The sequence below is a fragment of the Gordonia sp. QH-12 genome, assembly GCF_001578675.1.
GTDB lineage: Bacteria > Actinomycetota > Actinomycetes > Mycobacteriales > Mycobacteriaceae > Gordonia > Gordonia sihwensis.
This window is the reverse complement of sequence record NZ_KQ969290.1, coordinates 34,858-48,026: the sequence shown is the minus strand read 5'-3', so window position 1 is coordinate 48,026 and position 13,169 is coordinate 34,858. Positions and strand designations below refer to the sequence as shown.

Genomic DNA, 13,169 nt, shown 5'->3' with positions numbered 1-13,169 from the left:
CGCATGCCCGGAGCCGAGACGGTGCGACTGCGCGCCGGATTCGCCATCGCCGCGGCGGCTCTGGCGGTGGTGGGCGTGGCGATCTGCCAGGCGCTGGCCGCACCCGAGCCGGCGGCGTGGGCCGGCGCGGTGACGATCGGTTCGCTCTCGCTGCTGCTCGGCCTCGGTGCACTGCCGTTGATCGGCGCGGAGCCCTCGGTCCGGGTGATCGTCGGCGCCGGGGCGATGTGGGGAGTCGCCAGCGTCATCGGCGGATGGCTGCAGCTGGCCGACCGCATCGGGGTCTCGCCGTTCGAGGTGGGTGTCGGTGATCTGACGACCGGCGTGCAGACCGGCTTGCCGGTGCTGGTCGGCGCCGTGGGATCGCTGGCCGTCCTGGGCTGGGGTTATGCCGCACTCCGGGCGGAGCCGCCGGTGCTCTTGGTCTCCGTGATCGCGGGCCTCGGCGTGCTGGCGGTCTCGGTCACCGGCCACGGCGGTGAGTCGGTCTGGACCCCGGTGTTCCTCGCCGTGCATTCGATCTGTGCGGCCTGGTGGGCCGGCACGCTCGCCGCGCTGGTCGTCACGGTGCGCGGGAAAGGCGGCTGGGCCCGGACGCTTCCGGAGTTCTCCCGATGGGCGATGCCCGCGGTAGGCGCGTTGACCGTCACCGGGGTGGTCGCCGCGGCGGTGCAACTCGGTGTGGGTCCGCAGCTGTGGGAGACCGGCTACGGCCGGATCCTCGTGGCGAAGGCGGTTCTGCTGGCGGTGGCGCTGGCGCTGGCGTGGTGGCACCGGCGGTCGTGGCTGCCGCGCGCACGACGGCACGGAGTGAGCGAGCGGGAGTCCATCGTCCGGGCCGGCACCGAAGTGCTGGTGCTGGCACTGATTCTGGGTCTGGCTGCCGGGTTGGCGACCACCGGGACCGGTTAGCGGCCGGCGTCGCCGCTTCCCGCCGCCGGCCGATCCCAGGCGGCGAGCAGGATGTCGAGCATCTCGATGCTGTGGCCGAGGCCGCTGATGTGGCTCTGGCCGGCCAGCGGATGGAGTTCGGCGTGCGGGAGCAGCTTCACCATGTGCTCGCCGTGGGCGAACGGGATGATGTTGTCGGCGTCGCCGTGCCACCAGTGCACATAGGCGTCCACGTCGGAGATCCGGAATCCCCAGTCGCGGACGAATAATTGCAGGTCGGCGAACGGAGCCTCCATGCGGCGGCTGCCGCCGTGCAGCAGGTCGTCGAGGAACATCGCCCGGAACTCCGGGCGTGAGAGCAGTTCCCGGTCGGCCTCGGGGGAGAGGCGGCCGTAGAGGCTGATCGCCGGGTCGGCGATGGGCCGCGCGAAGCCCAGGACCGTGCTCAGCACCGACCCGATCGGTCGGCCGGCCACATTGAGCAACGGAACGGCGAACTGTGCGAGGTCCACGGCGCCGCCGCGGATCCCGTCGGGTCCGTTGACCGGAGCCACACCGCCGACGATTCCGGTGGACACCACGCGGTCGGGCAGGAAGCGCGACACGGCGAGTGAGTACGGGCCGCCGCCGGAGAGTCCGATCACCGAGAAGCGGTCGACGCCGAGGGTGTTCAGGACGGTCTGGAAGTCGAGCGTGAAGTCGGCGATCGACTCGTACCGGTGAGGCGTCGACGACCCGACGCCCGGCCGGTCGAGCCCGATCAGGCGGAAGCCGCGCGTCTCGGCGTATTCGCGCGCCTCGGTCGGGATCTGCCGTCGGGCTCCGGGGGTGCCGTGCAGCCACACGACGGCCGGGCCGCCGGGGGAGCCGAACTCGGAGAAGCCGATGCGTCGGCGTCGCTTGTCGCCGACGGCGATGGAGCCCTCGAGCTTCGGTCGGTCAATCGGAATCACGTCGCGGAGTATGTCAGATGCGCGCTGCCCGCACGAGATGGATTCTCATATTTGTCTAAGAGGAACCTGTGAGCAGGGACGACCCTCTCGGGCGGGTGTATTTTGGAGGGATGCCAGCACTGAGCAGTCGTCTCGCCGCCATGCGCCGCGGCATCGGTCACGCCATGCGTCCCCATCCGGTCACCGGGGTCCCGTCGGGCCGGCGGCTCGAGCTTCCGGGGCGCGGGGAGACCTTCGTCACCGACTCCGGGCGGCGCGACGGTCCGGCCGTCTTTCTGCTTCACTCGGTCAGCACCACCGGACTGCTCTGCTGGTATCCGGTGATCCCGCTCCTGGAACGCGACTTCCGCGTCATCACCATGGACCACCGTCTGCACGGTCGCGGGATCGAGTCCGACACGTTCTCACTCGACGACTGCGCGGACGACGTGGTCGCCGTCGCCGACAGCCTCGGGATCGACTCGTTCATCGCCGCGGGATTCTCCATGGGCGGAGGCATCGCACAGCTCGCCTGGCGCCGCAGCCCCGACCGGGTGGCCGGGCTCGTCCTCTGTTCGACCGGCCCGTACTTCTCCAGCATCGATCCCGCTCGGCTGGCGCTCGAGCAGCGTCTCGGCAAGGCGCTGAGCGTCGTCGAAAAGGTTCTCCCCACTCCGTCGGAACGGATCCTCGACGACCCGACCGCTCATCCGGTCAAATGGGGTCTGGCACAGGTCACCTCCACGAGACTCGGTCTGCAGGGCGTGTTCGCCGAGGCGATGGCCCGATTCGATTCGCGCGATTGGCTCGGTGAGATCGATGTGCCGACCTCGGTGGTGGTCTCGACGTTCGACAAGGTGGTGCAACCCGAACGGCAGCAACTGCTCGTCGACGGCATCCCGGGCGCTCAGCGTTTCGATGTCGCCGGTGGCCATGCGTGCTGTGTGCTGGGCGCGGAGAAGTTCATTCCGGAGTTCACGGCGGCCGTCCGTTCGGTCGAGCGCCAGTCGTTGACCGTCTGACACGAGAGGTCGTGCCGGAGCGTCGGTCGGCGGTTCGGTAGACTGCCACAAGTCGTGCACCGCACGCGACGCCCCTATAGCTCAGTTGGTAGAGCTACGGACTTTTAATCCGCAGGTCGTAGGTTCGAGCCCTACTGGGGGCACTGGTGGAAGCCAGGCCGGAGAACATCTCCGGCCTGGCTTCTTCGCTTCCGGTCTCCGACGGCTGTCGGCGCGGCGCTCGCCGATCACCCTCGATGTGCGTGTGAATAGCCGAAAAACGTCGCTGACCACACGATTTGCGTTCTGTCGACGAAGTGCCATAAAGTTTGTCTCGCTCCCAACGAGGAACACCGGCCCCCTTCGTCTAGCGGCCTAGGACGCCGCCCTTTCAAGGCGGTAGCGCGGGTTCGAATCCCGTAGGGGGTACGCGGTGAGAGTCTGATAAGGTTCTCAAGGCAACAAATTGAATATGGCCCTGTGGCGCAGTTGGTTAGCGCGCCGCCCTGTCACGGCGGAGGTCGCGGGTTCGAGTCCCGTCAGGGTCGCTTTTTGGTTTCGGTTTTTCACCGGCACCGTCCGGCCAGGTAGCTCAGTTGGTACGAGCGTCCGCCTGAAAAGCGGAAGGTCGTCGGTTCGATCCCGACTCTGGCCACATTCGATCAGAGGCCCACCGGCAACGGTGGGCCTCTGATCCTTTTCGTCTGAACATCTCTCGTCGTCTGAACATCTCCGGCAGGCCCGCGGATGGTGCGAACCGGATCGAGTTCACTGTGTGTCCATGTCATTCGGCTGCCGCGTAACCTTAGGGTCCAGCTAGGAAGTTTCTGCCGCCCTGTGGAAGGGTTTCGGTGATAGCAGCGCGCACAAGGAGGGGCGATGGCCAACGGCGGGACGCCGCAGGAGAACGATCCGGCGTTGAACATTGTCGACAACGTCGTCGACCGCGAGTACACCGTCGAGCGGTTGGTGGAGAACCCGGTAGAGAAGGTCATCGATAAGCCGGTCACGCTCGAGCGGATCGTGGAACGGCTGGTGGTCAACACCGTCGACACCATCATCGACAAGCCGGCGACGGTCTCGCGGCTGATCGAGAAACCCGTTGTGACGGTGGTCGACGAGATCGTCGACAAGCCCGTGAGCGTCAGCCGCGCCGTGGAACGCCCGGTGGTGACGATCGAGGACGAGGTCGTCGACAAGCCCGTCAACATCCATCGCCGGGTCGAGAAGCCGGTGGTGACGGTGGTCGACAACATCATCGAGATGCCGGTCGAACTCCAGCGACTCGTGCAGCAGCCGGTGGTGACGGTGGTCGATGAGATCGCTGAGAAGCCGGTGGAGCTGTCGCGGTTGGTGGAGAAGCCGGTGGTGACGGTGGTCGATGAGATCGCTGAGAAGCCGGTGGAGTTGCCGCGGTTGGTGGAGAAGCCGGTGGTGACGGTGGTCGATGAGATCGCTGAGAAGCCGGTGGAGTTGCCGCGGTTGGTGGAGAAGCCGGTGGTGACGGTGGTCGATGAGATCGCTGAGAAGCCGGTGGAGTTGCCGCGGTTGGTGGAGAAGCCGGTGGTGACGGTGGTCGATGAGATCGCTGAGAAGCCGGTGGAGTTGCCGCGGTTGGTGGAGAAGCCGGTGGTGACGGTGGTCGATGAGATCGCTGAGAAGCCGGTGGAGTTGCCGCGGTTGGTGGAGAAGCCGGTGGTGACGGTGGTCGATGAGATCGCTGAGAAGCCGGTGGAGCTGTCGCGGTTGGTGGAGAAGCCCGTCGTCACCTTCGTCGACGAGATCGTCGACACCCCCGTCGACGTGCCGCGCGTCATCGAGAAGCCGATCGTGACGGTGAAGGACGAGATCGTCGACAACGAGATCGACATCCCGCGGTTGGTGGAGAAGCCGATCGTCACGATCCTCGACGAGATCGTCGACAAACCGATCGAGATCCAGCGGCTCGTGGAGAAGCTGCTCGTGACTGTGGTGGACGAGATCGTGGAGCGGCCCACCGAGGTCTCGCGCATGGTGGAGAAGCTGCTGGTCGAGATCACCGACGACGTCGTCGAGAAGCCCATCAGCGTCGAGCGGATGGTGGAGAAGCCGATCGTCACCATCGTCGACAAGGTGGTGGAGGTCCCGGTCGAGTCGGTCGTCGAGAAGGTGATCGAGAAGCCCGTCGAGAAGATCGTCGAGGTGATCCGCGAAGTTCCCGTCGAGAAGATCGTCGAGAAGGAGATCGAGGTCCCGGTCGAGAAGATCGTCTACAAGCCCGTCGAGAAGGTCGTCGAGAAGCACGTCGACGCGACCGAGGAATCGGCGGCGGAGACGACGGTCGAGAAGGAGATCGAGGTCCCGGTCGAGAAGATCGTCTACAAGACGGTCGAGAAGGTCGTCGAGAAGGAGATCGAACTCGTCGTAGAGAAGGCGGAGATCAAGACCGTCGAGGTGCCGCGCGAGGTGATCGTGGAGCAGATCGTCGACAAGCCGATCGAGAAGCCGGTCGACCATGTGGTCGAGCGGATCGTCGAGAAGCCGAACGTGGTCGAGAAGGTGATCGAGAAGCCCGTCGACCGTGAGGTGGAACGGATCGTCGAGATCCCCAACGTCACCGAGAAACTGGTCGAGAAGCCGGTGGACCATGTGGTCGAGCGGGTGGTCGAGAAGCCGAACGTGGTCGAGAAGATCGTCGAGAACCCCGTCGAACACGCCGTGGAGCGCGTGGTCGAGAAGCCCGAACTGGTCGAGAAGATCATCGAGAAGCCCGTCGAGCACGTGGTGGAACGGGTTGTGGAAGTGCCCAACGTCGTCGAGAACGTGGTGGAGAAGCCCGTCGACCGTGTCGTCGACAAGGTGGTCGAGATCCCCAACGTCATCGAGCAGGTGGTGGAGCGGCCCGTCGACCGCGTGGTGGAGCGGGTGGTGGAGCGGCCGAATGTGGTCGAGAAGATCGTCGAGCAGCCGGTGGACCATGTGGTCGAGCGGGTGGTGGAGCGACCGAATGTGGTCGAGAAGATCGTCGAGCAGCCGGTGGACCATGTGGTCGAGCGGGTGGTGGAGCGACCGAACGTGGTCGAGAAGGTCATCGAGCAGCCGGTCGACCGCGTGGTGGAACGCGTCGTCGAAGTGCCCAACGTGATCGACAAGGTCGTCGAGCGCCCCGTTGACCGCGTGGTGGAGCGGGTGGTGGAGCGGCCGAATGTGGTCGAGAAGGTCATCGAGCAGCCGGTGGACCGGACCGTCGAGCGCGTGGTGGAACAGCCCAACGTGGTCGAGAAGATCGTCGACAAGCCGGTGGAGCACGTCGTGGAGAAGATCGTCGAACGGCCGGAGATCATCGAGAAGGTGGTCGAGCAGGAAGTCCGCCGCGAGTTCGACAAGAACGTGCAGACCCCCGTCCTGGTGGAGAACGTGATCGAGAAGCGGTTCGACCACGTCGTGGAGCGGATCGTCGAGAAGCCCGTCGAGCACATCGTGGAGAAGGTGGTCGAGAAGCCGGTCTACGTCGAGGTCGAGAAGGTGGTCGAGAAGCCCATCGAGCAGATCGTCGTGGTCGAGAAGCCGGTCATCGTCCGCAAGGTGGTCGAGAAGCCGGTGGAGACCTACGTCGAGGAGTCCGAGGACACCGTCCGGACCGTGACCCACGACCAGCCGGAGCCGGCGACCGGCGGCGAGACGCAGTACGTCCAGCCCGAGCCCGACACCGGCAGGCATCACTGGGTGGACGCCGGCACCGGGCAGCACCCGGACCACGGCTTCGCCGGCTCCGAATCCGAGGAGACGCGGCCGCGCGTCAAGGTGGACCCGACGTACACCGTTCGCCGGGCGCGCCACCGCAGTCCCGACTGAGATCAGTAGGCACGACGGCATCCGAGGGGAATGTTCCCTCGGATGCCGTTGTGCGTCCTGATGCCGGCACGCACCCGGCCCTACAGTGGACGCATGAAAGCTGTGGTGTGTCACGAAGGTTCGCTCGACGTGCGCGAGATGGAGGTTCCCCGCCCCGGTCCGGGCCACGTATTGATCAAAGTGCTCCGCGCCGGGATCTGCGGGTCCGACCTGCATGCGCGGGTTCACGGAGACGTCGCCGCCGACATCGGGGAGAAGGTGGGCTACGACCACTTCATGCGCCCCGCCCACGAGGTGGTGATGGGCCACGAGTTCGTCGGGGAGGTGGTCTCGTACGGTCCCAAATGCCGCAAACGGTGGAAGCCGGGCACAGCGGTGGTCGCGCTGCCGATCATCCGTCACGACGGCGAGGTCGAAATGGTGGGGCTCTCGGCGCAGGCGCCCGGGGCGTACGCCGAATACATGGTGGTCCAGGAAGATCTGGCGATGCCCGTCCCCGACGGTGTGGACGTGGAACTCGCGGCCTTGACCGAGCCGCTCGCGGTGGCGCATCACGCGGTCCGGCGCAGTGAGATCGGCCGGCGCGACGTGGCCGTTGTGGTCGGCTGCGGCCCCATCGGCCTCGCGGTGATCCTGATGCTGAAAGCGGCGGGAGTGCGCACGGTGGTCGCCGCCGACCTCTCCGAACTGCGCCGCGACCTCGCCCGTCAGTGCGGAGCAGACGTCGTGGTCGACCCCGCCGTCGACAGTCCGTGGGACGCGGCGCCGCAACAGAGGAAGCACTTCACCCGCGTCGGAGATCTGTTCTCGGTGGCGTTCGACGCCATGCACGCACTTCAGACCATTCCCCGGACGCCGTGGTGGTCGCTGATGAGCGTCGCCGACAAGCTGTCGCTCACGCCGCGCGGGCCCGTGGTCTTCGAATGCGTCGGCGTTCCCGGAATGATCGACGACCTCGTCGCGCACGTGCCCTTCCGCTCGCGGGTCGTGGTGGTCGGAGTGTGCATGGAGCCGGATGTCTTCCAGCCTGCGATGGCAGGCAACAAGGAGATCGACCTGCGCTTCGTCTTCGGCTACGACCCCGCCGAGTTCCGGGCCACGCTGCACATGATCGCGCGCGGGACGGTTCAGCCGAGGCCGCTGCTCACCGGCACAGTCGGGCTCGGCGGTGCCGCGGGGGCATTCGAGGCGCTCGCCTCGGCACGCAGTCACGCGAAGATCCTCATCGATCCGGCGAGCGACGTCGTGGACGTCTGAGCGTCCGGACGTGATCCGACGGTACTTTCCGTGATTGGCGCCACAACCGGAATTATCCGGACCACGGTCCGGTTATGCTCTGTGTGTGTGCGGCACACGCCGCCGCAGAACCACAGACGCCATCGAGATCGCTTCCGCAAGGAGAACCGTCATGACTGCAGCAACCGTCACCCCCGCTGACCTGACCCCCGGCACCTGGACCATCGACCCGGTCCACTCGACCATCGGCTTCTCGGTCCGCCACCTGATGGTCTCGAAGGTCCGCGGCACCTTCGACGCCTTCACCGGCACCATCACCATCGCCGAGGACGGCACGCCGTCGGTTCAGGCCGAGATCGACGTCACCTCGATCAACACCCGCAACGAACAGCGCGACGGCCACATCAAGTCGGCCGACTTCTTCGACGCCGAGAAGTTCCCGACCGCCACTTTCACCTCCACCTCCGTCGTGGAGAAGGGCGGGGACTACGAGCTCACCGGCGACTTCACGCTCAAGGGCGTCACCAAGCCGGTTACCCTGAAGATGGAGTACAACGGCGTCAACGCGGGAATGGGCCAGGGCCCGGTCGCGGGCTTTGAGGCCTCGACCGTGATCAACCGCAAGGATTTCGGCATCGACATCGAGATGCCGCTGGAGACCGGTGGAACCGTGGTCGGTGACAAGATCACCATCACGCTCGAGATCGAGGCGACGCACACCGCCTGATCGCTCCACCCCGACATCACCTCCCGGTCTTCGGTAATCTCAGTGAGATTCCATTGGGCCGGGAGGTGATTGCTTGTGCGTGGCGAGACTCGCACTGAGCTGCACCGTTTTGCCGAATGGGTGGACCGCAGGCTGAAACTGGCCTACTTCGGCGGGCGGCTCGTGGAAGGCGGAAGCGAACGCGTCGCCACCGAGTGGCGGGCGATGGACGTGGCGACCCGCCGCGGAATCGTCGCCCGGGCCATGGTGCTCGGAAGCGCGATTCTCGGCGGGGCCAAGATCCTGATCAGCATCGAGACCTTCATCGCGGTGTTCCTCGCGTTCAGCGGCGGCGAACTCACGCTGCACTCGGGTTCCGAGGATCCCGGCATGCTCGCGGTACTGTTCTCGACGCTGGTCGGACTGATCGTCAGTCTCGCGATCTCGCTGCTGTTCCTGAAACCGCAGTTCGCGTGGTTCGTCAGCGGCGGTCCCGCCGACGACGACCGTCGAAGACAAGTGCAGGTGATCCCGACCCGCGTGGTGTACGCCGACCTGGTCGGCTGGCTCGCCGCGTACCTGATGTACGTGGTGCTCTCCGACGCCGAGCCGGTGTTCCTGCTCGCCATGCTCGTGGCGTTCATGCTCGCCGCCATAACCTCGGCGTGCCTGAACTACATGTTCATCGAGAGCGCGGTCCGGCCGTTGACGGTGCTCGCCTTCGGCGGGCGGTCGATGCGGTTCGCGATGCACGGCGTGCGCGAGCGCATGGCGGTGATCTGGCTGGTCTCCTCGGCGGTGCCGATGGTCGGGATGGTCACGATCATCGTCGGGCGGGTACTCGGCCTGGTCCCGCAGGTGGAGGATCGTTTCGACTGGCCGATCGCGTTTCTGGCCTTCATCGCGCTCGCCTCGGGCGGGCGCGTCGTCGGACTGGTGGGCCGTGCGATCCGCGATCCCCTCAACGAGATGAGCGATGTCATCGAATCCGCTCGCGACGGCGACCTGACCAGGCGCGTCGCCGTCTACGACTCCTCCGAGATCGGTGTGCTCCAGCATGGCATCAACGGGATGCTCGACGGCCTTCAGGAACGTGACCGGATGCGCGAGATCTTCTCCCGCCACGTCGGAGTGGGGGTCGCCGACCTGGCTCTCGAACACGGCGGAGATCTGGTCGGATCGAACACCGAGGTCGCGGTGATCTTCGTCGATATCACCGGGTCGACGTCGTTCGCGGCACGGCGCGACCCGCGCGAGACCGCGGTGGTTCTCAACGCCTTCTTCTCCATCGTCGCCGAGGTGGTGGAACGGCACGGCGGCTTCATCAACAAGTTCGAGGGCGATGCGGCGCTCGCCGTATTCGGTGTGCCCGCGCCACTGGACAATCCCGCCGAATCGGCGTTGGGGGCCGCGCGCGAACTCGGTGTGGCGCTCGGTGAGAAGCTCCCGCTGGAGTGGGGGATGGCCGTGGCCTACGGTCCGGTGTTCGCCGGCAACATCGGAGCGCGGACCCGGTACGAGTACACCGTGATCGGGGACCCGGTGAACGAGTGCGCGCGGTTGTCCGACCGGGCCAAGGAGGGATACTCGCCCGTCTACGCCAGCGGCGCGGCCATCGACCGTGCCGGCGCCGACGAGGTGGCGAAGTGGCGCCGCGTGGATCGGGTGACCCTGCGCGGTCGGCCGGAGCCGACCGAGATCTTCGCGCCGCGCGAGTTGCTGATCCGCGCCGAGCCGCCGTCGCTCGGTAGTGTGCTGGCTGACCTGGTGAAGTTCGCCATACCGCGTGAGCGTTCGCCGCGTGCGGCCGCGAAGGAGCAGTGACATGAGCGATCGGCCGACAGCCGGATTACCCGACCAGAGCGGCCGCACCTGGGTGATCACCGGCGCGAACAGCGGGCTGGGTGCCGAGATCGCCAGGGCTGCCGCGGCGGCCGGCGCCGACGTGACCCTCGCCTGCCGCAACCTGGACAAAGCCGAACGTGTGGCGGGCCGGATCGGCGCGTCGGCGCGCGTCGCGCATCTCGATCTGGCCGATCTGGGCTCTGTGCGCGATTTCGCGGCCGGCGTCGAGCCGTTCGACGTCCTGGTCAACAACGCCGGAGTGATGGCACTGCCGCACAGGCGTACGGCCGACGGTTTCGAGATGCAGATGGGCACCAACCACCTGGGGCATTTCGCCCTCACCGGACTGCTGCTGCCCAGAGTGCGCGAGCGGATCGTCATCATGTCCTCGCTCGCGCAGAACTGGGGAAGGATCCACGCCGACGACCTCAACTGGGAGCGGCGGCGCTACAACCGATGGGCGGCGTACGGCGACTCCAAGCTGGCGAACACCGTGTTCGGACGAGAGCTGGCGCGCAGGCTCACCCAGTCGGGATCCCCCGTGCGGGCGGTCCTGGCTCATCCCGGCTACACCTCGACCGGTCTGATGGGGCAATCCGAGACGCCCGTGGACTACCTGATGAAGGCGGGCGCGATGCTTCGCGTGGGGCAGCCTGCGGCTCAGGGGGCGTTGCCCGCACTGTTCGCGGCGACGGCCGACGTCCCGAACGGCAGCTATTGGGGGCCCAACCGGGTGCTGCGCGGTACACCGTCGCGTGCACGTTATCGTGCGGCGGCCGACGATCAGCGGGTTCGCGACCGCCTCTGGTCGGCGTCCGAGGAACTGACGGGCGTCACTTTCGACGTCTGAGAGCGCGCGGGTCAACGCACCCCGGCGGGACGGAACTGGACGCTGATCCGCGGGCCGGCCCCGGGCGTCTTCGGGACCGCGTGATCCCATGTGCGCTGGCATGAGCCACCCATCACCAACAGATCGCCGGAACCGAGGATGAATTTCCGTGACGGTCCGCCGCCCCGCGGGCGCAGCAGAAGGGTGCGCGGAGCGCCCAGGGAGACGATCGCGACCAGGGTGTCGTCGATCCGTCCCCGACCGATCCGGTCACCGTGCCAGGCGACGCTGTCGGAGCCGTCCCGATACAATGCCAGACCCGCGGTGGCGAAGCCCTCGGGCAGTTCTCGTCGGTAGTGGTGCGTCAGTGCACCGCGGGCCCGTTCGAGGATCTCGTGCGGCAGCGCGCTGCGCTGATCGTAGAAGGCCAGCAGTCGCGGGACGTCGACCACCGACTCGTACATCTGCCGGCGTTCGGCTCGCCACGGCACATCGGCGCGTAGGGCGTCGAACAGGTGCATCGACCCGGTGACCCAGCCCGGGCGCACATCGACCCAGGCGCCGTCGGAGAGCGGGTGTCGTACGGTGCTCGCGCTCAGTGCGGCCAGGCCGACGTCCGCGTCAGCCGAGTCGAACAACGAGGCCTGAACTCCAGTGCCCATGGCTGGAGCCTACCAGGGTATCGAACGTATGTTCTAGTACGAACGGCGCGCGGTCATCGCAGACTGCCGAGTCGCTCGGCGGCCTCGGCGATGACCTCGTCGCGCTTGCAGAAGGCGAAGCGGACCAGGTGCCGCCACGGCTGATCGTCGTCGACGAATGCGCTGACCGGCACGGCGGCGACCCCGATCCGCGCCGGCATCTCGCGGCAGAACTCGAATCCGTCCGAATACCCGAGAGGGCGCGGATCGGCGCAGACGAAGTACCCGGCCTCGCTGCGGTGGACGTCGAACCCGGCCGTGCGCAGCGCGTTCGACAGGACGGTCCGTTTGCGCGCCAGGTCGGCGGCGTTGGCCCGCACCCAGTCCATCTCGGTGCGCAGCGCGTGCGCTACCGCGGGCTGGAACGGTCCGCTGCCGACGTAGGTGAGGAACTGCTTGGCCGCACGCGCCGCCGCCACCAGATCGGCGGGACCGGTGATCCAGCCGACCTTCCACCCCGTGCACGCGAAGGTCTTGGCGGCGCTCGAGATCCGCAGGGTGCGCTCGGCCATCCCGGGCAGCAACGCGAGCGGGTGCTGGCCGCGGCCGTCGAAGAGCAGGTGCTCGTACACCTCGTCGGTGATGGCGACGGCGTCGTACTCGATCGTCAACCGTGCGATCTGGGCGAGGTCGTCGTCGGTGAGTACCGTGCCCGTCGGATTGTGCGGCGAGTTGACCAGCACCGCAGCGGTATTCGGTCCGAACGCGGCGGCCAGCGCCGATCGGTCGAGCACGAATCCGTCGCCGTCGCGCACCAGCGGAACGGTGCGCCGGACACCGCCCGCAAGGGCGACGCAGGCCGCATAGGAGTCGTAGTACGGCTCGATCATCACCACCTCGCGGCCGGGCTCGACGAGTCCGAGCAGGGCACCGGCGATGGCCTCGGTGGCGCCGACGGTCACCAGGACCTGCGAATCAGGGTCGCGGTCGATGCCGTAGTGATCGCGCTCATGTGCGGCGATCGCGTGGCGCAGCGACGGCACACCGATCCCGGGCGGGTACTGATTGCCGCCTGATTCGATCGCGTCGACGGCCGCCGCCAGCATCGATGCCGGCCCGTCGGAGTCGGGGAACCCCTGACCCAGGTTGATCGCGTCGTGCTTCACCGCGAGGGCCGACATCTCCGCGAAGACGGTGGACGTGAACGGGCGCATGCGGTCGACCAATGGCATGGCTCCAGGTTGGCACACACCC

Annotated in this window: 10 protein-coding genes and 4 tRNA genes; 11 read left to right on the top strand and 3 right to left on the bottom strand. The window is 67.1% G+C overall.

The features are described 5' to 3' along the window. The first annotated feature begins 3 nt into the window (after positions 1–3). Positions 4–912 (top strand): copper resistance D family protein, encoded by a 909-nt coding sequence (locus Y710_RS09655; protein WP_062367389.1) that lies wholly within the window; start codon positions 4–6, stop codon positions 910–912. Here Y710_RS09655 and Y710_RS09650 read toward each other — a convergent pair. Next, positions 909–1,844: an alpha/beta fold hydrolase gene (locus Y710_RS09650; protein ID WP_045537590.1), complete on the bottom strand. Its 936-nt coding sequence runs from the start codon at positions 1,842–1,844 to the stop codon at positions 909–911. The two genes, Y710_RS09655 and Y710_RS09650, sit on opposite strands and share 4 nt — an antisense overlap. Positions 1,845–1,954: 110 nt before the next feature. Between Y710_RS09650 and Y710_RS09645 the strand changes: the two genes are divergently transcribed. The 10 genes from Y710_RS09645 (at position 1,955) to Y710_RS09600 (ending at position 11,295) form a co-directional block, all read left to right on the top strand. Further along, positions 1,955–2,845 (top strand): alpha/beta fold hydrolase, encoded by an 891-nt coding sequence (locus Y710_RS09645; protein ID WP_045537588.1) that lies wholly within the window; start codon positions 1,955–1,957, stop codon positions 2,843–2,845. A 70-nt stretch (positions 2,846–2,915) separates the two neighbouring features. Then, positions 2,916–2,988, top strand: a tRNA-Lys gene (locus Y710_RS09640). A 192-nt stretch (positions 2,989–3,180) separates the two neighbouring features. Continuing rightward, a tRNA-Glu gene (locus tag Y710_RS09635) sits at positions 3,181–3,253 on the top strand. Between the two features lie 45 nt (positions 3,254–3,298). After that, positions 3,299–3,372, top strand: a tRNA-Asp gene (locus Y710_RS09630). 33 nt (positions 3,373–3,405) lie between these two features. Further along, positions 3,406–3,479, top strand: a tRNA-Phe gene (locus Y710_RS09625). Between the two features lie 224 nt (positions 3,480–3,703). Next, entirely contained in the window at positions 3,704–6,658 is a 2,955-nt protein-coding gene (locus Y710_RS09620) for a hypothetical protein (protein ID WP_062367388.1), read from the top strand. Between the two features lie 93 nt (positions 6,659–6,751). Further along, the gene (locus Y710_RS09615; protein ID WP_062367387.1) at positions 6,752–7,915 is read left to right on the top strand and encodes a zinc-binding dehydrogenase; all 1,164 of its coding nucleotides are present in this window, start codon (positions 6,752–6,754) and stop codon (positions 7,913–7,915) included. Between the two features lie 151 nt (positions 7,916–8,066). Then, positions 8,067–8,621, top strand: coding sequence for a YceI family protein (locus tag Y710_RS09610; protein ID WP_006894554.1), 555 nt, complete (start codon positions 8,067–8,069; stop codon positions 8,619–8,621). A gap of 75 nt (positions 8,622–8,696) precedes the next feature. Next, entirely contained in the window at positions 8,697–10,424 is a 1,728-nt protein-coding gene (locus Y710_RS09605; RefSeq protein WP_101841614.1) for an adenylate/guanylate cyclase domain-containing protein, read from the top strand. A gap of 1 nt (position 10,425) precedes the next feature. Beyond that, positions 10,426–11,295 carry an oxidoreductase gene (locus tag Y710_RS09600; RefSeq protein ID WP_006894557.1) on the top strand — a complete coding sequence of 290 codons (870 nt, stop codon included), beginning with the start codon at positions 10,426–10,428 and terminating at the stop codon, positions 11,293–11,295. 11 nt (positions 11,296–11,306) lie between these two features. Here Y710_RS09600 and Y710_RS09595 read toward each other — a convergent pair whose 3' ends face one another. After that, entirely contained in the window at positions 11,307–11,936 is a 630-nt protein-coding gene (locus tag Y710_RS09595; protein WP_006894559.1) for an alpha-ketoglutarate-dependent dioxygenase AlkB, read from the bottom strand. A 53-nt stretch (positions 11,937–11,989) separates the two neighbouring features. Further along, positions 11,990–13,147, bottom strand: a complete 1,158-nt coding sequence (locus Y710_RS09590; RefSeq protein ID WP_039866699.1) for a pyridoxal phosphate-dependent aminotransferase — start codon at positions 13,145–13,147, stop codon at positions 11,990–11,992. Between the last annotated feature and the right edge of the window lie 22 nt (positions 13,148–13,169).

Excerpts from the sequence above, each read along its gene's own strand:
- Y710_RS09655 (WP_062367389.1), top strand. The coding sequence starts at position 4 with ATGCCCGGAGCCGAGACGGTGCGACTGCGCGCCGGATTCGCCATCGCC.
- Y710_RS09645 (WP_045537588.1), top strand. The coding sequence starts at position 1,955 with ATGCCAGCACTGAGCAGTCGTCTCGCCGCCATGCGCCGCGGCATCGGT.
- Y710_RS09620 (WP_062367388.1), top strand. The coding sequence starts at position 3,704 with ATGGCCAACGGCGGGACGCCGCAGGAGAACGATCCGGCGTTGAACATT.
- Y710_RS09615 (WP_062367387.1), top strand. The coding sequence starts at position 6,752 with ATGAAAGCTGTGGTGTGTCACGAAGGTTCGCTCGACGTGCGCGAGATG.
- Y710_RS09610 (WP_006894554.1), top strand. The coding sequence starts at position 8,067 with ATGACTGCAGCAACCGTCACCCCCGCTGACCTGACCCCCGGCACCTGG.
- Y710_RS09600 (WP_006894557.1), top strand. The coding sequence starts at position 10,426 with ATGAGCGATCGGCCGACAGCCGGATTACCCGACCAGAGCGGCCGCACC.
- Y710_RS09595 (WP_006894559.1), bottom strand. The coding sequence starts at position 11,936 with ATGGGCACTGGAGTTCAGGCCTCGTTGTTCGACTCGGCTGACGCGGAC.
- Y710_RS09590 (WP_039866699.1), bottom strand. The coding sequence starts at position 13,147 with ATGCCATTGGTCGACCGCATGCGCCCGTTCACGTCCACCGTCTTCGCG.